The sequence below is a fragment of the Bythopirellula goksoeyrii genome (genome assembly GCF_008065115.1).
Classification (GTDB): domain Bacteria; phylum Planctomycetota; class Planctomycetia; order Pirellulales; family Lacipirellulaceae; genus Bythopirellula; species Bythopirellula goksoeyrii.
In genome coordinates this window covers 2,679,254-2,702,494 of the sequence record NZ_CP042913.1, presented here as the reverse complement: position 1 = coordinate 2,702,494, position 23,241 = coordinate 2,679,254, and the positions used below count along the sequence as shown (strand labels likewise).

General features: G+C 52.5%; 16 protein-coding genes. 9 read left to right on the top strand and 7 right to left on the bottom strand.

Going from position 1 to position 23,241, the window contains the following annotated elements:
* Positions 1–9 precede the first annotated feature (9 nt).
* Positions 10–978, bottom strand: a complete 969-nt coding sequence (locus Pr1d_RS10650) for a M28 family peptidase (RefSeq protein WP_148073506.1) — start codon at positions 976–978, stop codon at positions 10–12.
* Between the two features lie 626 nt (positions 979–1,604).
* On the opposite strand from Pr1d_RS10650, the gene Pr1d_RS10645 reads away from it, so the two are divergent.
* Positions 1,605–2,027, top strand: a complete 423-nt coding sequence (locus tag Pr1d_RS10645) for a hypothetical protein (RefSeq protein WP_148073505.1) — start codon at positions 1,605–1,607, stop codon at positions 2,025–2,027.
* Positions 2,028–2,310: 283 nt separating this feature from the next.
* On the opposite strand, the gene topA is transcribed toward Pr1d_RS10645, so the two are convergent.
* Entirely contained in the window at positions 2,311–5,049 is a 2,739-nt protein-coding gene (gene topA / locus Pr1d_RS10640; RefSeq protein WP_148073504.1) for a type I DNA topoisomerase, read from the bottom strand.
* Between the two features lie 422 nt (positions 5,050–5,471).
* On the opposite strand from topA, the gene Pr1d_RS10635 reads away from it, so the two are divergent.
* Positions 5,472–7,883, top strand: a complete 2,412-nt coding sequence (locus Pr1d_RS10635) for a hypothetical protein (RefSeq protein WP_148073503.1) — start codon at positions 5,472–5,474, stop codon at positions 7,881–7,883.
* A gap of 60 nt (positions 7,884–7,943) precedes the next feature.
* Here the strand turns inward: Pr1d_RS10635 and glgB are convergent, their stop codons facing one another.
* The 3 genes from glgB to Pr1d_RS10620 all read right to left on the bottom strand — a co-directional run bounded on the left by glgB (position 7,944) and on the right by Pr1d_RS10620 (position 11,546).
* Positions 7,944–10,160: a 1,4-alpha-glucan branching protein GlgB gene (gene glgB / locus Pr1d_RS10630; RefSeq protein ID WP_148073502.1), complete on the bottom strand. Its 2,217-nt coding sequence runs from the start codon at positions 10,158–10,160 to the stop codon at positions 7,944–7,946.
* A gap of 152 nt (positions 10,161–10,312) precedes the next feature.
* The gene (locus tag Pr1d_RS10625) at positions 10,313–10,984 is read right to left on the bottom strand and encodes an RNase H family protein (protein WP_148073501.1); all 672 of its coding nucleotides are present in this window, start codon (positions 10,982–10,984) and stop codon (positions 10,313–10,315) included.
* Between the two features lie 289 nt (positions 10,985–11,273).
* Entirely contained in the window at positions 11,274–11,546 is a 273-nt protein-coding gene (locus Pr1d_RS10620; RefSeq protein WP_168205171.1) for a hypothetical protein, read from the bottom strand.
* Positions 11,547–11,891: 345 nt separating this feature from the next.
* Here Pr1d_RS10620 and Pr1d_RS10615 point away from each other — a divergent pair, with 345 nt between their 5' ends.
* From Pr1d_RS10615 to Pr1d_RS10605, 3 genes are all read left to right on the top strand, one after another.
* On the top strand, positions 11,892–12,935 hold the full coding sequence (locus Pr1d_RS10615; protein WP_148073499.1) for a hypothetical protein: 1,044 nt from the start codon (positions 11,892–11,894) through the stop codon (positions 12,933–12,935).
* A gap of 152 nt (positions 12,936–13,087) precedes the next feature.
* A complete protein-coding gene (locus tag Pr1d_RS10610; RefSeq protein WP_148073498.1) occupies positions 13,088–13,906 on the top strand; it encodes a hypothetical protein in 819 nt (272 codons plus the stop codon).
* 33 nt (positions 13,907–13,939) lie between these two features.
* Positions 13,940–15,004 carry an NAD(P)/FAD-dependent oxidoreductase gene (locus tag Pr1d_RS10605; protein WP_148073497.1) on the top strand — a complete coding sequence of 355 codons (1,065 nt, stop codon included), beginning with the start codon at positions 13,940–13,942 and terminating at the stop codon, positions 15,002–15,004.
* Positions 15,005–15,043: 39 nt separating this feature from the next.
* Here Pr1d_RS10605 and Pr1d_RS10600 read toward each other — a convergent pair whose 3' ends face one another.
* Positions 15,044–16,237, bottom strand: a complete 1,194-nt coding sequence (locus Pr1d_RS10600) for an ROK family protein (protein WP_148073496.1) — start codon at positions 16,235–16,237, stop codon at positions 15,044–15,046.
* A gap of 157 nt (positions 16,238–16,394) precedes the next feature.
* Here Pr1d_RS10600 and Pr1d_RS10595 point away from each other — a divergent pair, with 157 nt between their 5' ends.
* Positions 16,395–17,375 (top strand): aldose epimerase family protein, encoded by a 981-nt coding sequence (locus tag Pr1d_RS10595; protein ID WP_148073495.1) that lies wholly within the window; start codon positions 16,395–16,397, stop codon positions 17,373–17,375.
* Between the two features lie 9 nt (positions 17,376–17,384).
* On the opposite strand, the gene Pr1d_RS10590 is transcribed toward Pr1d_RS10595, so the two are convergent.
* Positions 17,385–18,188 carry an enoyl-CoA hydratase/isomerase family protein gene (locus tag Pr1d_RS10590; protein ID WP_148073494.1) on the bottom strand — a complete coding sequence of 268 codons (804 nt, stop codon included), beginning with the start codon at positions 18,186–18,188 and terminating at the stop codon, positions 17,385–17,387.
* A 415-nt stretch (positions 18,189–18,603) separates the two neighbouring features.
* Here Pr1d_RS10590 and Pr1d_RS10585 point away from each other — a divergent pair, with 415 nt between their 5' ends.
* The 3 genes from Pr1d_RS10585 to Pr1d_RS10575 all read left to right on the top strand — a co-directional run bounded on the left by Pr1d_RS10585 (position 18,604) and on the right by Pr1d_RS10575 (position 23,044).
* Entirely contained in the window at positions 18,604–19,503 is a 900-nt protein-coding gene (locus tag Pr1d_RS10585; protein ID WP_148073493.1) for an ABC transporter ATP-binding protein, read from the top strand.
* Positions 19,504–19,571: 68 nt separating this feature from the next.
* Positions 19,572–21,401 carry an ABC transporter permease gene (locus Pr1d_RS10580; protein ID WP_148073492.1) on the top strand — a complete coding sequence of 610 codons (1,830 nt, stop codon included), beginning with the start codon at positions 19,572–19,574 and terminating at the stop codon, positions 21,399–21,401.
* Positions 21,398–23,044, top strand: a complete 1,647-nt coding sequence (locus Pr1d_RS10575; protein WP_148073491.1) for a hypothetical protein — start codon at positions 21,398–21,400, stop codon at positions 23,042–23,044. The genes Pr1d_RS10580 and Pr1d_RS10575 overlap by 4 nt, the downstream gene beginning before the upstream one ends.
* Positions 23,045–23,241: the final 197 nt, after the last annotated feature.

Below are 23,241 nucleotides of genomic sequence, written 5' to 3'. Positions count from 1 at the left end.
CGCTGGAAATTACTCGGCCGACCGCAGCCACTCCAGCATCACCAAGCCGACTTTGCCCAGTGAATCCGCCGAACAGCGGTTCGGCGTGTCGGCTGTGGTATGCCAGTAGCGATTCGAGCGGTCGGGGTATTCGAAATCAATGACGTCGCACACAGGGATGCCCCCGATCTTGTGCAACGGGATATGATCATCCCGGACTTCGTAGCCCACGCGGGGTATGAATTCATTCACTCCCAACCGGGCTGCGGTGTCCCAGATTCCCTGCACGATCGGACGCGTATCCCTCCAGGCAACACTATTGTGCTCCTGGTAGATGCTCAATTTAGAGTCGCCCACCATATCCAGCAGTACCCCCGCGACATATTCATAGTCCCGATTGTTCTTGCTGTATTCGCGCGCAAAATACTCACTCCCCAGAAAATAGGGATCTCTGCGATCCGAGTAGACAAGTTCTTCGGCATCGAAGAGTACGAAGTCGAGCCCATATCGTTCCGGGAGACTCTTCACGTGATTTGCCAGTTCCATCAATACCGCCGTACCACTCGCACCGTCATTGGCTCCGAGAAAAACTCCCTCGCGGCGCTGACGCGGATCAACATCCTGCGAGGGTAGCGGCCTGGTGTCGTAGTGGGCACAAAGCAAGATCCGCTCAGTACTCTCGGGATTCCATTGGACAATGAGGTTGGCCAGCGGGACGGGTTTCCCCGTTAGGGGATGCTTTGTTTGGAACCGTTGCCAAGTAACCTGCCCGCCCAATTCCTTAAAATGCTTTTCAAGCAACTCTTGTTGCTTCTGCATCCCCGGGCTGCCACTCATGCGATTGCCGAGGGCACAAAGTTGCCGGAGATAATCGTAGGCCCGCTTGCCATCAAACGACGTAGGGACTTGTGCGATTGGCTGAGAGGGTTCAGCTAGCGCATATCCAGAGAAGAATCCAAAGATGCTAGCTGACCAAAGTGCGATGACCAATAATTTCATGGAGTCTTCTTGCTCGAATTGCCTACGGAGTTCGCTAAGAGTTCTCAACTCAACTTGAGAAATTGTAGGAAAATGGGTGCGGTCAGTCACCTGCAATGCAGCAGAGTAGCAACTTCGGCCATTGTAGCACGCCTCTCCGAGTCGTATTTCTTCAACTCGACATTGTAGCACGTGTCTCCGAGTCGTTTTATTTAAATCGTCATTGTAGCACGTGTCTCCGACGCGTTATTCCTTGTTACACTCTTGCCGCTAGTGCATTGTTCCGTTTGAAATCTAGGGTTGCACTGCATTGAGCCGATGGCGCTCGCCACGGGTTTTCCAGAATTCACCCGACGCTAGCCCACCCAGAGGGTACCCGGCGGCTCATCCGAATATCGAAGCGGAACAAAACACTAGTCGCAACGATACGATTCGGAGTGCCTAGTATCACTAAGAAATCACGACTCAGCAGAGGCGTGCTACAATCAGATCACGACGCGTCCTAGCGGACAGCCGTTTCTGCGGGAGGTGTCTCACAACCCAGGCAGTTTAGTCTTTAGTATTTGCCATTGGAACGGCTATACTTCATGATGATTTGCTCCAGAGATTGAACGTCAAGTCGTCATAAATGTTAGGAGAACAACATAGTGTTCACGTTTGGAAGAGAACATGAACGTGAATGTGTACTTCGCTATCTGCCAAAGGGCGAGGACGTTTCCAGGGTTACCGCACTTGTCGATGGTGTCCACGATTACCTCGACGGTAAATGCTCTAGAGCCTCGCTCTACTCCGTGTTTGCTACAGTATTCTCAGAGGGCGGCAGCGGAGCGTGGGAGCAAGCTGGCTCATGGTTGCGTCGCTTTGTTGGAGAGAATACAGAGTTCCAAATGGTTTGGCGCGAATTGGCGGCACATCGTCTCGGGAAAGTACGTTTTCGGGTCGCCTGCTTCATTAACGAAATGCCACCAGCACTAGCGAAAGAACTCGGCTCACAACTTGCCGAGGATTGCCACAAAAAAACCCGTGAGATGGCACAAGCTCGATTGGATGAACTAAGCGACGACTCCTAGTCGCTTCAGTCACATCGACAGGTGGAAAAAACTGTCATCTCATCACTAGCGGCGGCGCGCCAAACCGCCGCTAGAATCGCAGGAGCCCAAGCTGTCTCGATTTCATCTCCCAAGGCTCACGGAGAGGTTCTTTTTCGCTGAACGGGTAACGTGTCATAATCTATCTGATTACACGAAAACAACGGTTTTTGAGACGTCTCTTGGCCTGAAAACCAGGGACTTGGAATAAATCGAGCCGATAAATTATTCGGAGCAAAAGTCAGCCCTGCTCTGAGTCGAGTGATTACGACTTTTTCTTCGCGGTCTTCTTGGCAGTGGTTTTCTTCGTTGCTGCCTTTTTCTTGGTCGCGGATTTTTTCTTGGCGGGAGTTTTCTTCGCCGACTTCTTGGTCGCTGATTTCTTCTTCGCCGCTTTCTTCTTTTTCGGGGCAGGTCCTTGGGCCGCTTTTTCTGCCAGAAGCGACAACGCCTCGTCGTAGGTGATCTCCTCGGGCATCATCCCCTTGCGGAGCGAGATGTTGGTCGTCCCGTCGGTGATATAAGGGCCAAACCGGCCGTCGAGAATCTGAACCTGCTTTTCGGTGACTGGCGAGACTCCTTCGAAGACCTTCAGCGGTTCCTTCTTGGCAGCACCTCGGCCACGCGTCTTGGGTTGCGAGAGCAAGAACAGCGCTTGCTCCATGGTCACGTCGAGGGGCGAAATATCCGCCGGCAACGAACGAGTGTCAGAAGCACACTTGATGTAGGGCCCATAGCGACCATTGTGGGCGATAATCGGTTCCTGGCTGTCGGGGTGTGGCCCGATTTCGCGAGGCAACGAAAGCAGTTTGAGTGCCAATTCTAAGTCGATTTCTTCGGGAGTCATCCCTTTGAGCAAGCCAGCGTTTTGAGGTTTTTCTTCGTCGCCGGTCGTGCCACGCTGCACGTAAGGTCCAAAGCGCCCCACCTTCACAAAAACGGGCTTCTGAGTTTCGGGGCAGAGTCCCAAGGGCTCGTCGCCTCGCTCTGCTTGATCCAACAACTCTAAAGCGACTTCCATAGTCACTTCGTCGGGGGCCATATCTTCCTTGAGCGAGGCGGTGCGATCCCCCTGCTCGACAAATGGCGAATAGCGCCCGACACGGACAAAAACCTCGGGCATTCCTTCTGGAGTACCAATCGAAATGCGCCCAATTTTGGCCGGATCGATTTCGTCGATTTTGTTCTCCAGCAGTTTCTTGAGTCCGTCACGACCATTGCCGAAGTAAAAATTCTCCAGATACTCGATGTGTCCCCGCTCGCCACGACTAATCGCGTCGAGATCGTCTTCCATCTGAGCGGTGAATTGATAGTCAACAAGCGAGCCGAGGTTCTCTTCCATGAGTGTCACGACCGAGAACGCTACCCAAGTAGGAACAAGCGAGTTGGCTTTCTTGAAGACATACCCTCGCGCCAAAATCGTATCGATAATCGAGGCATAGGTACTCGGTCGACCGATCCCACGTTCTTCGAGAGCCTTAGTGAGGGCGGCTTCGCTGAAACGACCGGGTGGCTGGGTGCTGTGCTCCTTGGCATCCAGTCCCGTACAGCGGAGTACATCGCCTACTTCCACGCTGGGCAAAGTGCGTTCCTGATCGGCCAACTCTGCCGACGGATCGTCGGTCCCTTCCACATAGGCTCGCAGGTAGCCGGGGAAATCAATCGTCTTGCCACTCACCTGGAATACGCAGCCTTCACCCTCAATCGTGACAACGATCCGTCGACCGCGAGAGTCGGCCATTTGGCTGGCTATCGTACGTTTCCAGATAAGATCAAAGAGTCGAAATTCATCGCTGTTGAGCTTCGATTTCATCGCTTCGGGCAGTTCAAACGGATGCCCCGCAGGTCGAATCGCTTCGTGAGCTTCTTGGGCGTTCTTGACTTTTGATTTGTAGACTCGCGGCTCGGCGGGCAGGTAATCTTTGCCATAGTTGCGATCTACCAGATCGCGGGCGTCATCGATTGCCACATTGGCCAGCGTCGTGGAATCGGTACGCATGTAGGTGATATGGCCATTTTCATAGAGGCTCTGAGCAACCTGCATTGCTCTGCGGGACGTGAACCCCAGCTTGCGGTTCGCCTCCTGTTGCAGTGTGCTGGTAGTGAACGGCGGATACGGCTTAGTGGTGTACGGCTTATCTTCGACAGAAGCTACGCGAAACTCGCCGTTGCGAATGCGCTCGGCAAGTTGCAGTGCGGCGGGGCCATCGAGTAGTAGTAAATCAGGGTTCTTCAACTTTCCGTTGGAAGCGTCAAAATCTTTGCCGCTGGGAATCTTGCGGTTCTCAACCGAAACTAGTGGGGCTTCTAAGGATTGACCCTTATCGGTGTCACTTTGCTTGACAAAATTGCCAAGCAGGTCCCACCAAGTACCTGAAACGAATGCCATTCGTTCGCGTTCGCGCTGGACAATCAAGCGCACCGCCACGCTTTGCACTCGACCCGCTGAGAGTCGGGGTCGCACTTTGCGCCACAACAGAGGAGAGACTTCGTAACCGTAAAGGCGATCGAGAATACGTCGCGTCTCTTGAGCCCGAACCAATTGTTCGTCGACTTCGCGAGGTGAAGCAAGTGCACCCTGAATGGCATCTTTGGTAATCTCGTGAAATACCAGTCGATGAACAGGGACTTTCGGCTTGAGGATTTCCATCAAATGCCAACTAATCGCCTCCCCTTCGCGGTCTTCGTCCGTTGCCAGATAGAGGGCATCCGATTTCTTGAGCTGTTCTTTAAGTAGCTTGATCTGTTTGGTCTTCCCGGGGGGGATGACGTAGATCGGGGTGAAGTTGTCGTTGACATTCACTCCCAAATTGGACCAAGATTCTCCCTTATATTGGGCCGGGATCTGTTTCGCTCCCTGAGGCAGATCACGAATATGGCCGATGCTGGCCTCGACTCGGTAGCCACTACCCAAGTATTTGGCGATCGTCTTGGCTTTGGCGGGAGATTCGACGATCACCAGGGCCTGGCCGTTTTCTTTCGAGGCTGCTTTTTTCTTCGCCATTTCTTTCCTGATGTCTAATATTGGCCTTGGGAAGCCGAAACGCCTTCAAAGCCTTTGCCAAGTTTGCGTAGATACTCTTATTCGCCGAAATCATCTCGATACGTTAGCGAAGACTTGCCAAACAGCCTCTTCCGGCCAACTTCTACAAGCCGTAAATTAAGGGCTTCCTGCAAAGGTCGGCCATACGACGATTGGCTTGTCTCGTTTGGAAACCATCCTCTTTGAGGTTCATTTCGTCGCTAATCTCGGCCCAGGAGACACGGCAGAATCGACCACACTCCCGATTGGGATTGCATTTACGTCGATCTGCCATAGAATCACGGACCCCTAATATTAACACTTCACGTCGTCAATCATTACTTATGCACCGGCCAAGCTGTCAAGTGGTAGCTTGTCGGGCAGCCCCGACTCAGGACGGTTAGATGGCAAGCCCGTTTCGCTATTTTCGCAAGCATCAAAAGGCTTTTTTGGCAATTGCAGCAGTTATTGCCATGTTTGTTTTCGTCATTGGCGATGCCATGTTCGGTTATATCGGACAGTCTGGCGATAGCAGCAATCCGCGTGCTATCGTCGCCGAGTGGAAGGGGGGATCGCTCAATGGTCAAGAATTGGCCTCTCTCACCCAGCGCCGGTACTTCCTGAGCGAGTTTCTCAAGCGACTTCGTATGACAGGGGCTCAAAAAATCATCGAAGAGGGTGGTACCCCGATGATGCCCTCTGTCCCAGACTTTGTCCTTCCAGAGAGTACGACCTCCCGAGACGTGCAGGTTGGTGTTGTGACCACCCGCATACTGGCCGATCAGGCCAAAAAAGCTGGAATGACGGTTAGCGATGGGATGATCAATCAGTTTCTCAAGGAAACGAGTTTCCGCCGCGTTTCTGACCAAGACATCATGAGACTGCTTTCCAGTGTGCAGCAAGGCGATCCGAGATACCTTGAGGACCAATTGTTTTCCGGTTTGCGGGAGTTGCTTCTGGGCAACACCTATTTTGGGAGCTTCGCCTCGAATGTCCGCAATGTCTTACCAGAACAGCGTTGGGAGGATTGGCGGCACATCAATGAGCGGATTGCCCTGCAAGCGGTCGCGGTTCCCGCTTCCGAGTTTGTAGCCGAAGTTCCGGATCCCAGCGAGGCAGAACTTCTTGCTTTCTACGAACAATATAAGGACAACGTCCCCGGGATTGTTCATCTGGTTTTAGGTGCTCAGCTACCTGCCCCCGATCCAGGCTTCAAGGTGCCGCGACGTGTGAAGCTCAATTATATTCTTGGTGATGTAAATTCCTGGCGGGACAAATACCGCGATTCGATCACCGACGAAGAAATAGCGGACTACTACGAACGTAATAAGAGAACGCTTTTTTCTACGAAAGGTGCATCCAAGTTCGACGACAGTTTGTTCAATTCAGACTCCGAAAACGAAGCTCCGAAGTCCGGTGAGGCAGAGGATGCCGAGGAAATTGAGGAAACCGCGGGGAATGACGAGGCCGATGCCCCGATCACGGAGGAGTCGGCGGACGAATCCGCCGGAGAAACAGAGGAAGCAATCATCGAGGAAGAAGCTGACACCGAAGATGTCAGTGATGACGTAAGTGAGATCGAATTAGAAGCTGACCCACCTGCTGCACCGGGTGAAGACGAGTCTGGCAATGTGAGCTCAAGAGTTAAAATGCGATTGGTCGCCTTCCAAGAGAATTTGGAATCCAGCGACGATTCGGAAGCCGAGGAGGGCTCTGAGACTCAGGACTCCGATACCACGGAAACTGCTTCTGACGATCGAAGCACAGAGGAATCTAGTTCTGAGGCCGACACTCAGGAAGCTGAGGAGGATTCCAAAGCGTCCGATGAGAACCTTGAATTCGAGCCCCTGGAAGATGTCAAAGACTCCATTCGCGACAAGTTGGCAACGGACAAGGCCGTCTTGGAGCTCAAGGATAAGATCGAGAGTATCTACGGAGAGCTACAGTCGGAGTACAACCCCTATGGTTTTGATGTCGTATCAGCTCGCACGAATGAAGAAGAAATCCCAGCTCCCCCGAAGGATTTGACGAATCTCAAAGAGCGTGCTGCCGAAGCAGGTTTGATTTCAGAAGAGACCCTGCTCGTTTCTCAACGAGAATTGGCTGACACCTTTGTTGGTAAGGCCATCGACGCTCAAACCAACCGACAGTATGTGGTTCAGGCAGTCTTTTCTTCACTAGCAACTTACGAGCCATTCCTGGCCCAGGATTTGGATGGAAACTGGTATCTTGTAACAAAAACCCAGGACGTACCCGAAGAGGTTCCTGCTTTTGAGGATATTCGCAGCGAAGTAATGGCCGCATGGAAGCAACAGGAAGCTGCCAAGCTGGCGCTCAAGAAGGCAGAAGAAATCGCTAAAGACTGCGAAGAAGCCGGTAGCTCCCTTGCCAAGTTTGATTATGGCAAATCTTATGATGTGGTAACGACGGACCTTTTCAGTTGGTTAACATTTGGTTCAACTGCTGAAATTGAACGTGGTCCTCGTTTGGGTGAAGCTCCACCGTTGGAAGCTGTCGGCCCCGAATTTATGAAAGAGGCCTTCGAACTGGAAGATAAAGAGGTTGCCGCGGTATTGAACTATGACCAGACGATCGCCTATGTCATCCAACTCGATCGCAAAGAACGCCCCGAAGACGAGCTTCACCAACTATTTTTGACGGAAGCCAATACTTGGTATGGCGGTCAAGTTATGACCATGGCTCGGTGGCAGAACCAACAGCGTCAGGTGCTCGAACAATTGACTGAGCGCGTTGGATTGGATCTGGAGAAACTCGAAGAGTTCCTCAGCCCGACGCCGGGTGCGGAAGAAGACTAAGGGATTCTGTTCCCATATACCTCAACCATTCCCGCCCATGGGGGGACATCATACGCCGCTCTATGCGCGTTGTGGCTTGAATACCACTACCGACAACGGGGGTAGCGTCATCAGCAGCGAGAAGGGACGTCCATGGCTTTCGCTTTCCTCGGCTTGAAGCCCCGGATAATTGCCGACATTGCTGCCGCCGTAGTACGCTGAGTCGGTGTTCAGTATCTCCGAGTACCAACCTCCTTCGGGGACTCCGATGCGATAGTTCTGGCGAACCACTGGCGTAAAGTTGCAGGCCACCAGGACAAAGTCTTCTGGGTTGGTTCCACGACGCAGATAGACTAGCACACTATCGTTGTGATTGTGGCAGTCGACCCACTCAAAACCAGTATGATCGAAGTCTTGTTGGTGCAGGGATGGTTCGGTGCAATAGATCTTGTTCAGATCGGCTACCAATCGTTGTACACCTTGGTGAGTATCCCACTGCAGGAGATCCCATTGCAAGCTTTCTTCACAGTTCCATTCTTTCCATTGAGCAATCTCTCCACCCATAAACGTCAACTTTTTCCCTGGGTGGGTCCATTGATATCCGTAAAGGAGTCGCAGGTTGGCAAACCGCTGCCAGAGGTCACCCGGCATTTGATCCAACATCGAACCTTTGCCGTGGACAACTTCGTCATGAGAGAATGGTAGGACGAAGTTTTCCGTGAAGGCGTAAATCAATGAGAATGTCAATTCATCGTGATGATAGCCGCGGTGGATCGGCTCGTGGCGGAAGTATCGCAGGGTGTCATTCATCCAACCCATATTCCACTTCATGCTGAATCCGAGTCCTCCCAAATAAGTGGGACGCGATACTCCTCCCCAAGCCGTTGATTCCTCGGCCACTGTCAACACGCCGGGGTACTGGATGTGGACCTGTTCGTTAAACTCCTTCAAGAAATCAATTGCCGCCAGGTTTTCTCGGCCACCATATTCATTGGGAATCCAGTCACCATCTTCTCGGCTGTAGTCGAGATAGAGCATCGAGGCGACCGCATCGACACGCAATCCATCGATATGGTACTTATCGAGCCAGAAGAGCGCGTTGGAAACCAGAAAATTGCGGACTTCATTGCGACCATAATTGAATATCTTGGTGCCCCAGTCCGGATGCTCCCCTTGGCGAGGATCTGCATGCTCATACAGGGCTGAGCCATCGAAGAAGTCAAGTCCATGGCTATCTTTGGGGAAATGCGCCGGGACCCAGTCGATCAGCACCCCAATGTTGTTCTGGTGAAAGTAATCCACGAAGTACTGAAAGTCTTCGGGGCTGCCATAGCGACTGGTGGCGGCAAAATAGCCCACCGTTTGATATCCCCAGCTCCCTGTGAAAGGATGCTCGCTCACCGGCATGAGCTCGATGTGGGTGTAGCCCAACTCTTTGCAATAGGCGACCAGCCGGTGTGCCAACTCCCGATAGTTGAGCCAGGGATTTTCCCCTTCTGCGCGCTGCCAACTTCCCAGATGGACCTCATAAATCGAAAGCGGCGAAGTCAATGGATTGTGCTTCGCCCGTTTGGCAATCCACTCGGCATCACCCCATTGGTAACTATCAACGTCGGCTACGATGTTGGCCGTCTTGGGCGGCACTTCGGCAGCAAAACCATACGGATCGCATTTCTCGACGACATTACCATGGTTTTTCACAGAAAACTTGTAGAGAGTTCCCAGCGCCAATTCCGGAATAAACAATTCCCAGGTGCCACCGGGAATATGCTTCCGCATCGCGTGCTTGCGGCGATCCCAGCCATTGAAGTCTCCCACGACGCTAACACTCTCCGCATTGGGTGCCCAGACGGCAAAATTGACTCCCTGGATCCCATCGATCTCCCGCACATGGGCTCCCAAACGTCGATAGCTATCCCAGTGGCGCCCCTCACCCAGCAAGTGCAGATCGTAGTCAGTGAGCAGCGGTGGAAATGAGTAAGGGTCGTGCATAGTGGTCTGTTCGCCTGCTTGATTCATACTGCAGAATTGGTAGTTACGTCCCAGTTTACGATCGTAGAGCTCTGGTTCGCAGATTGCTTCATAGAGACCGGCAGGGTGGATTCGCCGCATGGGTTGTGAATGCCCATGTTTCGAATCGACCAGCCACACCTGTTTCGACTCCGGTAAGTAGGCTCGTATGGCAAGTGCTCGCCGGCCATCGTCTTCGATTTCATGGGGTCCAAGCACCTCGAAAGGATTGTGATGGTATCCATGAACGACCGGTGCAATGGCATTGAGATCAACTTGAGTTCGCACTTGGATGTCCTAGTCTATTTTCTGTTGTACTTGAAACGAATCGACCTGGCTGCCTATTTTGCCTAGATAACGCTTGTTTTTCTCATGTCAGCTCTGTTTCACCCCAGAAAATGCTTGAATTGATCATTTTCGAGGAAGTAGTTCTCGACTTCCTAAGTTGCACCTTGGATCACCGGCCCCGAGGAAGCTCCCCAGCTGCTTAGGGTATTTTTCCATTCGAGGGCCCGTCCAACCAAGGGGCCGTGCCAATTCTTAGCCTCTTGCCGAACTGCTGTTTTTCTTCTCGCCCGACGCCGCCAATTCTTCGCGGGGACAGAATGACTTGCATCGATCCGTTGAGTCGTACTTCTCCTGGCAGAACCACGTTCTTCACCCTGTACGGTTTCGACCGCCATTTCTGATTGGGAAGAATCCGCAACAGTTTCAGTAGAAGCTTCGAATTGCCAAGCCTGGCAGTCGACTTCGTGAAATAACAGAGCCCGGTCCACACGTTGCCAGAGATCGCTGTCTTTGACAGGAACAATTCGACCGAATCGTTCCCACCGCCACTCATTGGCTCGCCATTCGGCCAGCCCATGCTTCATGCCGCGGCTTACATACCGACTTTTTGTGACCAGAGTGACTCGAGACGGACCGTCGATGGCTTCGAGACCACGGACAACAGCCAACAACTCAAGCCGTTCACCGCAACTGGCCGGTTCGTGGTCCGAAGCGACCATTCGTTTGGTGGACTCGACGTTTTGCAGCACAAATCGCCAGGATCTTCCAGCAGGTGCGCTACAACTTGCCTCTGAAAAGAGCAAGTAATGGGGGGATGCATTCATAGGATGGGACGCGTCGACCACGCTCAATGAAGAATTGGTCAACTCTCTGGCGGGTTTTTGGGGCAGAAAACCTCAAATGTTTTCCGCCCCGGAGGGGAGTACCGGAGGCACGCGTCCACTGCGAGCCTGACAGAGCTAGCCCTGTCCAGAGAACGTTATCGGCAAACCCGCCGCAAACTCTCCACTTTATCAGGAGAGTTTTTTCCATGGAGCTGTCTTGCCGAGGCTGACAATTAGATTGCAACGGATAGAATCCCATTCGCGAAGAGACTTGGCTGCGCATAGTTCGCTAAACCAAGTGGCGGTTCTTATGCTGCAAGTCTACAAGCTCAGCCAATTCACGCCGCTCTTCACGACTCGCCCAGCCATCCACGACTGCCCATGTAAGACGGGAAATTTCTTCTTCCAAGCTCTCAGCGGGACTCAATAGAAGATCAGAAGTCCCACTGGTCTTGTACAAACGCCTCCCTGCGGCAATCGTCATTTCGGATTCCACCCGTGACATTTCCCGTATCATGATAAAAACTCCATATTTCGATTTGATGCCCGAAACAATTAGCATCCCAAGCGATTCTTTGCTCCTACAGTCGCCCGCTAAATCAAAAGCAATTGCTATGCCAAGTGATTGCCGATGGTCTAGGTTATTTTTCCAACTCCTGATAAGGAAATGGTTTAGGGAGCATTCTAGAAGGCGTTCGTTGCCCTTAGGACAAGCAATAGTTTATCCGGGTTCGCTTAATGAAGCGGCATTGAATGCATGGCAGTGCGGCAAAGAGGTATCCGGGTTTACATTGCATATATCCGTTCAGTCTTTCGCCACTCTGGCGCATCTGGTCTCGTCGGGGGGGACTCGGTTAACTTGTGTAAACCTAGGGATGAGGAATTCTAGAATTTTGGGAAATCTGAGATGTACAACCGTTCGCCTATGCTACGAGTTTTGATGGTTATTTGCGCTGGGTTGACATCCTCACGGCAGGCACTCGGACAACAGCCTATTTCGGGTAGAGGAGGCGAACCCATAGCAGCCGCGCGACGAACTGCGATCGACGCGCGACCGTTCCTTCGGCAGCTGGATGCCAGCGCGGTCCGCAAATGGATGGAGATCAGCTCTGTATGCACGATGGCAGAATTTGAGTTGTTTCTCGGACCGCTGGCAGAACCAGAGCGGAAGCTACTTGATAAAATGGCGTCTCTTACGGCACCGATTGTGACTCGGGTACATTTCGACGACCTCCGCTCCATCCTCAAGAATGGACAAATCTCGTCCTATTTTGAGGTAGAGCGGCTTGGGAAGCATCTCCTACACACGACGCCCGCATTGGAAAACGAATTGTACGGTGCCTTCGACTGTGTATTCGCCAGTGTGGGGCCTCCCGATGGCTCACCCCGATATGGCGATGTGATCATTCGACTAAGGGATTCGGTCCGCGAAAATGGTTGGGCGACCCCCTTTAGCGGCATGGACTTTCTGTATGCAGTGCGACATAAGGATGCACGTAAGATGCAGCAGCTATTGGAAGACGGTAAGACCCTGTCATCTAAGCGGACGGACCCCTTGAGCCTAGGGTTCGATGATCGCCTGACATTTTCTCACTACGTGGTCACCGAAAAGCATTGGAACCGGGCACTTGCCTATCAGGCGATTCTGGTGCTGCGAAACGCTGATGACTCGTCTGCCGGTAAGCAAGTTCATGAACGATTTCGCAAGATGCTAGCGACCGACTCTCACGAAGAGTTTTGGAAGCTATTCATACCAGCGCGCGAAAAGGATTTGCCACCAGAGCAAGAGGCTGCCCGGGTTCCCTTTGGCTATCTCGAAGGAAAGTTCGACAACCGATTTTTGCTTGACGATGTAACGGCGATTGAGGTTCCACAAGGGAAACTCGAAGAAGTTCTCGCCTGGCCGATGGCACGGGAGTATCGAGCGTTGATTCAGAGCGTAGGAGAGTAGTGCCGCTGAAGGTTTGATCCGCCGAGCAGGACTCGGCAGGCGCGTCGCGGCCAACAAGAAATCGACGGGCCGCTTTTCTCCACTGCCAGATGGGCGTAGCATGGGAACTTACACAACACTTGGGGCACCAAGAACATGGAACGAGGGGTCGAATGAGGAACACGAAACACTTCATCTGTATGTGTGCACTGGCATTACTTGGAGAGGGAAATGTCTCCCTCTTGAGCGCCCAAGAAGGAGAACCTGCTATTACTCCCGCTGAACAGCCTAAATCGGCAGACGGGCAAAGGGGCGGCTTCCTCGGCCGTGGCCGAATGGGTAAACAGGCACTCGGGATGGTACCTCTGTTGCAGGTCGATTCGGTGAAGCAGGAGTTGCGCGTCGAAGGGGAACAAGCGGCTCAGCTTGAATCATTTACACTTCAAGTGCGCGAAGATTTTGCTGAGGAGATTCGACAGCTCTTACAAGCGCTCCGCTCCGCTAATCCGGAGGACCGCAAACAGTTTCGCGATAAGGTCGGTGAGATTGCCCAGCGAATCAACGAGCGCCTGGATACGGTGTTGAACAAGGATCAATCCGATCGGCTCAAGCAGATAGATTTGCAACTTGGGCTACGGAAGAACGGCCCCGCCGCTGCACTCACGAGCAGCGATATTGCCATGGCGCTCGATCTCACTCCTGAGCAGAAGAAGCAACTTCGTGCCCAGGCGAGAGAATCCCAAGGGAGCGAACCGAAATCTCTCGCGGAAGTTAGGCAGGACGTGAGCGAAATTCTGACACCCGATCAACAGGCTAAGTTGGAAAATCTTCTCGGAGCAGAATTCGATCTGCCGGCCGCCTTGCTTGAGAAGGATGCTGGCCGTGGCCAGGGTGGCCGTCGGCGTATCGAAGGCCGCCAGCGCCGTGCCAATCGACGTGCTCTAGAACCTTCAGAACAAAAAGTTGAAGCCCCCGAACCTCCTGCAATTTGATACAGTCATTTACACGGAGGAAGGAAAATCATCATGGCTGATTTCAAAGTCACTGAACTGTCTGAGGATCTCGATTTCGACAGTCTCGCTTATTGGGATGTTGTGATTATTGGCGCTGGACCCGCGGGGTTGGCTGCTAGTCTGACGACTGCCCATCGTGGTTTGACTACACTCGTGATCGAAGCCAAAGACAAGCCGGGGGGCCAGCCGCAGTTTCTGTATGCCGACAAGAAGATCGTCGACATTCCTGGATTCCCCGATGGTATCAGCGGTGAAGAACTTTCCGAACGGACTTTTCGACAAGCGGTCGACGCCCTGGTGCAGTTTCGCTTCAATGACGAACTCGTCACGATTGACGATACCGAACAAGAAGAAAAAGGGGATGTCCTCAAGCGTGTCGTTACCAAGAACGGCGAGTATCTCTGCCGGAAAGTGCTGATTGCCTGCGGACTGCTGCATTATCCGCGTGCGCTTCCTGTGGTTGATGCACTCAAGTCGAAAAAGGTGTTCTACAAGGTGCCTAAGATCGGCGACTACGACGGCCGACCAGTCGTGGTGGTGGGTGGAGGTGATTCAGCTTTTGACGCAGCGGTAATGGCACAAGAACGGCGTGCGTCGGTCAACGTGGTCGTTCGCGAAGAAACTCCCATCGCCAAAGCCGACAGTGTCGAGCGCTTGCGCCAGACTGGTGGCATCGTCCATTGCTCGGCGGAGATCTCCCGTGCCTGGTTTCAGGAGGGAGAAATCGCCCTGGAGCTTACCGACGGCACCCAGTTGCTGGCAGAGTATATCGTCGTGCAGATTGGATTCCTCTCGGCCAAGGAAACCTTTCAGCGGCTTAGTCTGCGGCTCAACGAAGATGGCAGCATCGCCGTCGACCCCTACTTCGAAACTAGCCGACGCGGCATCTTTGCCGTTGGCGACGTGCACGGCGACATTAAGCTTATCACAGTCGCATGGGCCGAAGGAATTCAAGCGGCCATCTATGCCTTCAAGGAAATCACAAGCCCCTATTGGCTCAATGAGAAGCGGTTACGCGATCAGAAGATTGCGATGATCGGGGATAAGATTTCGCAAGCCGCGCGGGCGAAACAATAGCCGTATGTTGATTGGCAGTCCACAGAAAGCACAACAGTATCAGACCTCGGAGAGGTCCGAAGTGTGTTGCGTTTTTTGATGAGCCCGCATTCCCATTAGAATGGCTCCGCGCCATCCCTGGTCGCGGCTGACGCTCCAGTCGATTTCGCAGTTGCCAGGCTCGCTGTCGAAACAGCTTTGTTGGTTTACACTTCCGTAGGATTCTCGCACCACGGAGATAAACCAATTTCGGGCCTTTTCGGACATCTCCGTCATGCCGCCGCCGATGATGAAGCTATCAGGATGCAGGACGGGTGCCACACTGGCAAAGAGTGCGCCAAGCATGATTGCCCAATCGTCGAGCAGCCAGCGACAGAAAGAATCCTGCCGCTTGTCGGCAAAAGTGCGTACGTTGTAAGCTGCTTGTTTGACGTTTTCCTGATAGAGTTGATTGAGCGTTGCGAAGACTTCTGCGTCGATTCGCTGGCCCCGATTCTCCAAATCATGATGGATGAATTCTTTACCCTCTTGAGTGAGAGCCCAACCCAGGCGACGAATCAACCCTGAAAGCGAAGCCCGTGATTCGACGCACCCTTTTGCACCACAGCCGCATTGCGGAAAGGGATCGGAAGCGAAACGGTCTGCGTACGCTGATGGCACACCGATTTTCATATGCCCCAATTCGCCTGCTTGTCCCAACCCAAAGAACACGCCGCCGTCGGAAATCACACAACCGCCCAGTCCCGTTCCGGTCGTAATGAAAACGATCGTCCTGGGATCGGAACTCATGCCAAATCGCTCAAAGACTTCATCCTGTCCCGCGGCATTGGCATCATTGCACGCAAATACAGGGATTTCACATTTCGCGATTTTGCTTATTTCGGCAGCCAAGAGATCGCCAAAAGGAACCTCCCAAAGGTGCTTAGTCTCTGGAGTGCCAAGATTAGGGACATTCAAGATCAGTCCATCATGCGTACAGGGGCAAGGGACCGTAACGGCAATATCGGCCACGTCCTTCCAGTCGGCTGAAACATGTTCGAGAACCTCACGAATCCCGTCGATTATCTGACCAATCGTTCTCTGCGGGCCATCTTGCGTAAGGCTAGGTTTCTTCACGAGCTCCGCAAGGAGTAATTTCTGTGCCGTGAGATCGGTGGCCCCCAATTTCACATCATTGCCACCCAGGTCGACTCCGATGCGGAGGCAAACCGGTCTCCCTTGCGAAAGCTGTTTGTCGAGCGATGAGATGTTCAAGAAGTGATCTCCGTAATGGAATGTTCCAGGTTACTTTATGGTACCGAACGTACCTCCAAGCTCAAAGCCCCTAACTGCTTCGCTTGTCATTCGACCAGCCTACAGGCATAATCCGAACTCTGGTTGAATCGCTGACAAGTGTAAGAGGAGTGTTGAGATGTATGTAGCCACGAATTCTCAAGGAATGACCGCTCGATGGATTTCGCGAGGTGCTACCCTCTCCGAACTTCATGTACCCGACCGCGAAGGAGAACTGGCGGATGTTGTGTTGGGCTTCGATGACGTGGCAGGTTATGAGTCCGGTCGCAATCAACACTTCGGCTGTACAACGGGTCGTTTTGCGAATCGGATTAAACAGGGAAGATTTACTCTTGATGGAATCGACTACCAGCTGGCAGTGAATAATGGCCCCAATCATTTGCATGGTGGGAAACTGCGGAGCATGGACAAAGTCGTCTGGGAGGCCGAGCAACTTACTGATGCGCTGGGAGTACGATTTCGGTATATCAGCCCTGATGGCGAAGAAAACTTTCCCGGTACTCTAACCACCACAGTGACTTATACCTTGACCGATGACAATGCCTTGCGAATCGACTACGAGGCGACCACGGACAAGCCCACGATCATCAATCTCACCAATCACAGCTATTTTAATCTCGCGGGACATGGGAATCCAAATATCCTCGACCATGAATTGAGAATCGACGCGGATCGCATCACCGCGGTCGACGATGAATCGATCCCTACAGGCGAATTCCTTGACGTTGCCGGTACACCGTTTGATTTTCGCACCCAACACCGAATCGGCGACCGAATTGAGGAAATAGGGGGCTACGATCACAATTGCGTAACCAACGGCCAGTGGGGAAGTTTGCGAGAAATCGCCGAGGTAGTAGAGCCTCAAAGTGGCCGTATCATGCGAGTCTCGACCGACCAACCGGGAGTGCAATTCTACACGGCCAACGGGCTCGGTGGCCAACTTGGAAAGGGAGGAGCGGCCTACACGAAGCAAGGTTCCTTCTGCCTAGAAACACAGAATTTTCCCGACGCACCGAACCAGCCGAGTTTTCCTTCCGCAGAACTCCGCCCTAGCGAAACCTATCGTCACACCTGCATTTATGCGTTTGATGTGGTGTAGAGCTAAGTACTACTTCCACTCAGGCGTGCGCTCTTCGAGAAACGCGGATATACCTTCTTCGGCCGCCGTAGTGGTGAAAGAAGTTGCTTGAATTATAGCTCCAGCGGTAAGTTGTGTATCGAGTTGTTCGCCAATCGTTTCGCTCAACAGTCGTTTTGTGAGCTGTAGCGCTTCGGGAGCGCCTTCGGCACACTCGCGGGCTAGTTCCACTCCCCGTGCCCATGTCTTGTCACCCTCCACGAGCTCGTGGAAGATTCCTAGCCGTACGGCTTCAGCGGAGTCGATGATTGAAGAGGTCAGAAGTAGTCGAGCAGCTTGGCCTGTACCGATTCGGTGAGATAGCAGAGGAGCGACGACCCCTGCGGCAATGCCACGCCGAGGATCGGGTATTCCAAAAACACTCTCCTCGCAGGCAACGACAATATCGCAAGCCAACACGAGGCCCGCACCATGGGAAAGAGCCGCCCCGTTCACGGCGGCAATGATCGGTTTCGGAGTCTCCAGCATCCTGCTGATGACGTCTCGAAAGTCCGCGGCATCCTCCCCCCACCGCTCTTGCGAATCAGCCCATTCGCTTAGTAGCGAACTGGCATCGACAATTTCCTCCAGATCATTACCCGCACAAAATGTATCCGCCGCCCCAGTGAGAATGATCGCCCGGACACGCTTCTCGCGATAGAGATCCTCGAATGCTTCTACAAGTTGCCGTACCATGAGCCGCGTAAGAGCGTTGCCATGGTCGGGGCGGTTGAGAACGATCGTTCCCACACAGTCGGTGAGCTTGACTTCGACATGCTCGCTCGGCATATACATCGAGGGCTTATTCCCTTCACTATTCGCTTAGAATGCCTGTGGACGGCCCTTTGGGCAGCGTAGCGGGGAAAAGGAGTAAATACAAGCTGATTGCCCCATGTTTCTGTCTCGCAAAATCTCATAGAAAACGTGCAGTAAACCAATCCACGGCGAACTAGTTGCTATTGGCTCGGCAGTTGCTCCCACGCAGGTCGTAACTTATACTGGCAACTTGCTTTGTAGCGAAGTTAGGCCGCAAATGTGGATAGCCGAGGAAGGCGTGTTTTCTCCAAGTTTTTGGCAATCCTAGCGAACTGTGCTGCCTACAGCGTCGTAACCCTAAGTGAGTTGTTCTGTCGCGCTTTTGCACAGCAAACTTGAGCAGTCGATTATTGCATTTTCTCAAATTTACTCTATTTTTTCCACGATCTAATCCATGAGCGACGACATAGTTATCCAAACGCGGGCACTTTCCAAGGTGTATCGTGACTTTTGGGGCAGGCAAAAGGTGCGGGCCCTCAAGCCCCTGGACTTAGAGATTCATCGTGGCGAGGTGTTTGGCCTCCTGGGGCCCAATGGCTCGGGGAAAACCACTACGATTAAACTCATCCTGGGATTGTTGTTTCCAACCGAAGGAGAAGCAATTGTCTTCGGCAAGCGATCGACCGACGTCAGCAAGAATGAGCGGATCGGCTACCTGCCCGAAGAATCGTATCTGTATCGCTTTCTCAATGCAGAAGAAACGCTCGATTTCTACGGCCGACTTTTTGACATGCCGGCCGCAACACGCTCAGAGCGAGTTGATTCGCTGATCAAGATGGTGGGGCTCGACAAAGCTCGCAAGCGTCAATTGCAGGAGTATTCCAAGGGTATGACCCGCCGCATTGGCCTGGCCCAAGCATTAATCAACGACCCTGAATTGATCTTGCTCGACGAACCCACGAGTGGACTCGATCCCATAGGTACCCGCGAGATGAAGGACATGATCCTGCGGCTCAAGAGTGAGGGAAAGACTGTAGTGATGTGCAGCCATCTGCTGGCTGACGTTCAAGATGTCTGTGACCGCATAGCGATTCTACATCAAGGTGAGTTAAAGGAACTTGGCCGGGTGGACACGCTATTGACCGTGGCAGACGTCACACAAATCCGTGCTCGCAATTTGTCGCCTGAATGTCAGAATGAGATTCGCGAGGTCATTTCTCGTAACCATGGTGAGTTGATGGAAATGGACAACCCCAGTACGACATTAGAAGAATTATTCTTGTCAATCGTGCGAGATAGCGAAGCAAGGCCTGGTCGTCGAGCCAATGTTGAGCCGGTAACGAGCGATACTTAGTTTGACCGGCGTGCATCCAAATTTTCCCTTTCGATTCTTAACCCCTGGCTTGCCCATTTCATTCGACCATGGTTCTTGAACAAGAAATTCTGCCCTATTTTCAGTGGCTTTGGAGCGGCGGGGCCGGTTCGATTGGTGCTTTGCCGCGTTTCCTGCTAGTCGCCTTGGGGTTGGGGCTGCTAGGGCTGATGCTTGGCTACGCGATTGCAGCTGCCCGCCACGGTCTCCTGCGAGGCGGCGATATTGTCTATCGCACGATCACCAACGGAGTGCGAGAGATTTTCGAGACTTCGCCTCGACGGGTGTTGGCCCTGGCGAATCTGGCCATGAAAGAAGCTTGGCGCCGTCGAGTGCTGGTAGCTCTCGCGGTATTCTTCATTATCCTCATCTTTGCTAGCTGGTTCTTGAAGAAGAATCATCAAGATCCAGCGAAGCTCTATATCAGTTTCGTCCTCACGGCGACCACCTATCTCGTACTTGGAATTGCACTACTTCTGAGTGCGTTTAGTCTGCCGAATGACTTCAAGACCAAAACGATCTATACCATCGTTACCAAACCTGTGCGGTTGGGCGAAATCGTCCTGGGTCGCATTCTTGGTTTTACAGCTGTGGGGACGATATTGCTGGCTATCATGGGGGTATGCAGCTATGTGTTTGTGAATCGCTCGCTCGACCATACCCATGAAATTGATGTAGATAGCCTGAAAAACGTGAGCGATGCCGACGGAGAGAATATCGGCAAAGATGGCCGCAGTACTCTCAACGCCTACCATCGCCACGACGTAGAGCTCGACACCAATGGTGAAGGAGTCGCTCTCTCTAACTATGGGCATACTCACAATATTGTTCAGCGCGGCGGCAAGGAAGTGGTCTCAGGGGCTGAAGGGACCATGCGAGCCCGGGTTCCCCAATGGGGAAAGCTGACCTTTCTTGATAGGCAAGGGGTCCCTAAGGCACGAGGCATTAGTGTAGGCAGCGAGTGGACCTATCGTAGTTTTGTCGATGGCGCGACCCAAGCAACCGCGATTTGGACTTTCGACGACGTAAGTGAAGCATTGAATTACAAGCCGGAGGACTCCGACGGCGAGGGGGGGCTCCCCATCGGTCTAATCGTACGCGTGTTCCGTACTCACAAGGGAACTATTGGCAAGGCGATTACTGGCACGATCCAGGTACGAAACCCCGAGACGGGGCTAACAAGCGATCTGATCCCCTTCAACGCTTTAGACGCCAAGATCGATGAACGGCTCATTCCGCGTAAGCTTACCGGCACGGATGATTCAGAGTTAGATTTGTATGAAGATTTGGTCAGCTCGAACGGTCAGCTTGAAATCCGCGTACAGTGTTTAGAGCGGGGCCAGTATTTCGGGTTTGCCCAACCAGACATGTATATCCAGATGCGAGATGCTTCTCCGCTGGTAAATTACGTAAAAGTCTGCCTGACTATTTGGGTGCAGATGGTTATTGTCATCGCCATTGGTGTTGCGGCCAGCACGCTCTTGAGCGGATCGGTTGCCATGTTGTTTACTGTAGCATTCATTGTCCTAGGTTTCTTTAGGCCATTCTTTGTCGGTGTGGCTATGGGAACGGAGTATGGCGGTGGACCCGTTGAGTCGTTCTATCGGTTGATCACACAAATGAATGTGATCAGCAAATTGGACGACACTATGGTGACACGTTTGATCAAGGGAGTGGACTGGGTGTATCAGAGTTTCATGCTATCGCTGGCTCAAGTGCTTCCTGATTTTTCGTCATTGAGTACCGTAGATTTTGCAGCGTACGGTTTCAATGTGCCTGCGGATCTGGTCTATCAGAATCTGACGATGTGCTTGGCCTATGTAGTGGGGATGTCGATCGTAGGTTACTTCTTGTTCCGTACACGCGAGGTCGCCCGATGACCGAGAATAAATCTTTCTATCGCAAAATCGTCTACGTCGTTCTCTTGGCGGTGCTGTTGTTCCCTATCTCGTATCTGGGGGCACCAGCAACTGTCGATGATGACGGTGGCAAACTTGCCTTGATTCGTGAAGAAGCGGGGCTTGGACAGTCGAATCTCGGGGCGATCGACCCGGCCAGCGAAACCATTCGTATGGCAACTCTAGGTTTGAGAGGTATTGCTGTCTCCATGCTCTGGAGCAAGGCGAACGAATATAAGAAGAAAGAAGACTGGACCAATTTTCGCGCCACGCTCGAGCAACTTGCAAAGCTCCAGCCCTATTTCATCTCCTTCTGGAAATATCAGGCGTGGAATTTGGCTTACAACGTATCGGTCGAGTTGGATGATGTTCGAGATCGCTACAATTATGTCACACGTGGCATCGATTTCTTAAAAGAAGGGACCAAATACAACCAATCCAACCCACATTTGATCTCGGAACTAGGCTGGTTCATCGGCAACAAGATTGGCCGTGCTGATGAGCGTGTTGAGTATCGCCGAATGTTCAAAGCTGACGACGACTTTCACAATCGCTTCTTTGACGGAAATCCTCCTCCACCTGAGCAGCGCGACAACTGGCTTGTTTCTCGTCGCGAATATGAAGATTCGATTTCCGTGGTTGATGATAAGAAGAAGAGTATCGGTCAAAAAAACCCGACTGTATTTTTTGCCGCACCTGCGATGTCGCAAATTAACTATGCCGAGGCGATCGAAGAAGACGGCATCTTCCAGGAAAAGGCGCGCGCCGCCTGGCGAATCGCCAGCAACTTGTGGCGTGACTATGGCAATCGCGAAATGCGTTCGTCGCGGGGAAGTCTGATTCGACTGGCTGATCTCAATCGCTGGGAGTTAGAAACAAGCAAGTTGGAAAATGAATTCAGCAATATCGCTCCTGGTATTCGTGATGAAATCGTTGCCGAGAAACGTGCCAATCTGTCACCAGAGATGCTCGCTGCATTAGGTGTACCTGCCAGTATCCGTACGGAAGAGCAACAGAATTTGGCCGCCCAGGCCGAACAGTCGCTTGATGTAACGTTGGCAGAGATTGCCGATCAGATCGCAAAGAAATATCCTGAGAAAGCAGGTCAAGCTAACAAGCTCGCCAGTCGCATTGCTGAGAATCAGGATCGAATTTTCTTGATCAAGAACAATCGACAGGTTGCGAACTACGACTATTGGAAGACGCGCACTGATTTTGAGCAAACCTCGGATGCCCTGCGTGCTCGGGAATTGGCCTATGCAGCAAATCAGGCGTTTGAGCAGGACGCCGACTTGCTCGAAGCTCGTCGTTTATATGACGAGAGTTTCGACCTGTGGGCGAAAGTAATCGCGACTTATCCTGGCCTAGAGTATGACTCGACGACAGGCTCCGATCTGATGGAGTATATCGACCAGTACAACAAAGTATTGCAGCAATTGGATTTGAGTTTTAGCGACGAAGAGGTAGATGCCAATTTCCCCTTGTGGGAGATTCTGGAAGGTAGCGATCAAGAACGCAAATACTTTGATGCAATCACTGAACATAAGCGTCGGCTGGAAGGGGGTGACCAGAGCGAGGCTACCACGGAAGAGCCCTCCAGCGAATCGGCTGACGACTCGGAGTAATTTCTCTCCATGAGCGGTAGCTCATGGGTTTCGTAGGTCAGCGGCCATGGGCCAAGCGCCCTGTCTATCATGCTTCTGCTCCCATTTATTTAGGGAATTCTCTCCCGCCTTTCGCGGAAGCCGCGAACATCTTAGAATCGCATTCGCGTTTCCGGTCGCCTTTTTTGGCAGACCATTTTCAGTATCATCGATTTTAA

Bases quoted from the DNA above. Each gene is read 5' to 3' on its own strand.
- Pr1d_RS10590 (WP_148073494.1), bottom strand. From the start codon at position 18,188: ATGTATATGCCGAGCGAGCATGTCGAAGTCAAGCTCACCGACTGTGTG.
- Pr1d_RS10635 (WP_148073503.1), top strand. From the start codon at position 5,472: ATGGCAAGCCCGTTTCGCTATTTTCGCAAGCATCAAAAGGCTTTTTTG.
- Pr1d_RS10650 (WP_148073506.1), bottom strand. From the start codon at position 978: ATGAAATTATTGGTCATCGCACTTTGGTCAGCTAGCATCTTTGGATTC.
- Pr1d_RS10585 (WP_148073493.1), top strand. From the start codon at position 18,604: ATGAGCGACGACATAGTTATCCAAACGCGGGCACTTTCCAAGGTGTAT.
- topA (WP_148073504.1), bottom strand. From the start codon at position 5,049: ATGGCGAAGAAAAAAGCAGCCTCGAAAGAAAACGGCCAGGCCCTGGTG.
- Pr1d_RS10575 (WP_148073491.1), top strand. From the start codon at position 21,398: ATGACCGAGAATAAATCTTTCTATCGCAAAATCGTCTACGTCGTTCTC.
- Pr1d_RS10615 (WP_148073499.1), top strand. From the start codon at position 11,892: ATGTACAACCGTTCGCCTATGCTACGAGTTTTGATGGTTATTTGCGCT.
- Pr1d_RS10580 (WP_148073492.1), top strand. From the start codon at position 19,572: ATGGTTCTTGAACAAGAAATTCTGCCCTATTTTCAGTGGCTTTGGAGC.
- Pr1d_RS10625 (WP_148073501.1), bottom strand. From the start codon at position 10,984: ATGAATGCATCCCCCCATTACTTGCTCTTTTCAGAGGCAAGTTGTAGC.
- Pr1d_RS10610 (WP_148073498.1), top strand. From the start codon at position 13,088: ATGAGGAACACGAAACACTTCATCTGTATGTGTGCACTGGCATTACTT.
- Pr1d_RS10620 (WP_168205171.1), bottom strand. From the start codon at position 11,546: ATGCTAATTGTTTCGGGCATCAAATCGAAATATGGAGTTTTTATCATG.
- Pr1d_RS10605 (WP_148073497.1), top strand. From the start codon at position 13,940: ATGGCTGATTTCAAAGTCACTGAACTGTCTGAGGATCTCGATTTCGAC.
- Pr1d_RS10595 (WP_148073495.1), top strand. From the start codon at position 16,395: ATGTATGTAGCCACGAATTCTCAAGGAATGACCGCTCGATGGATTTCG.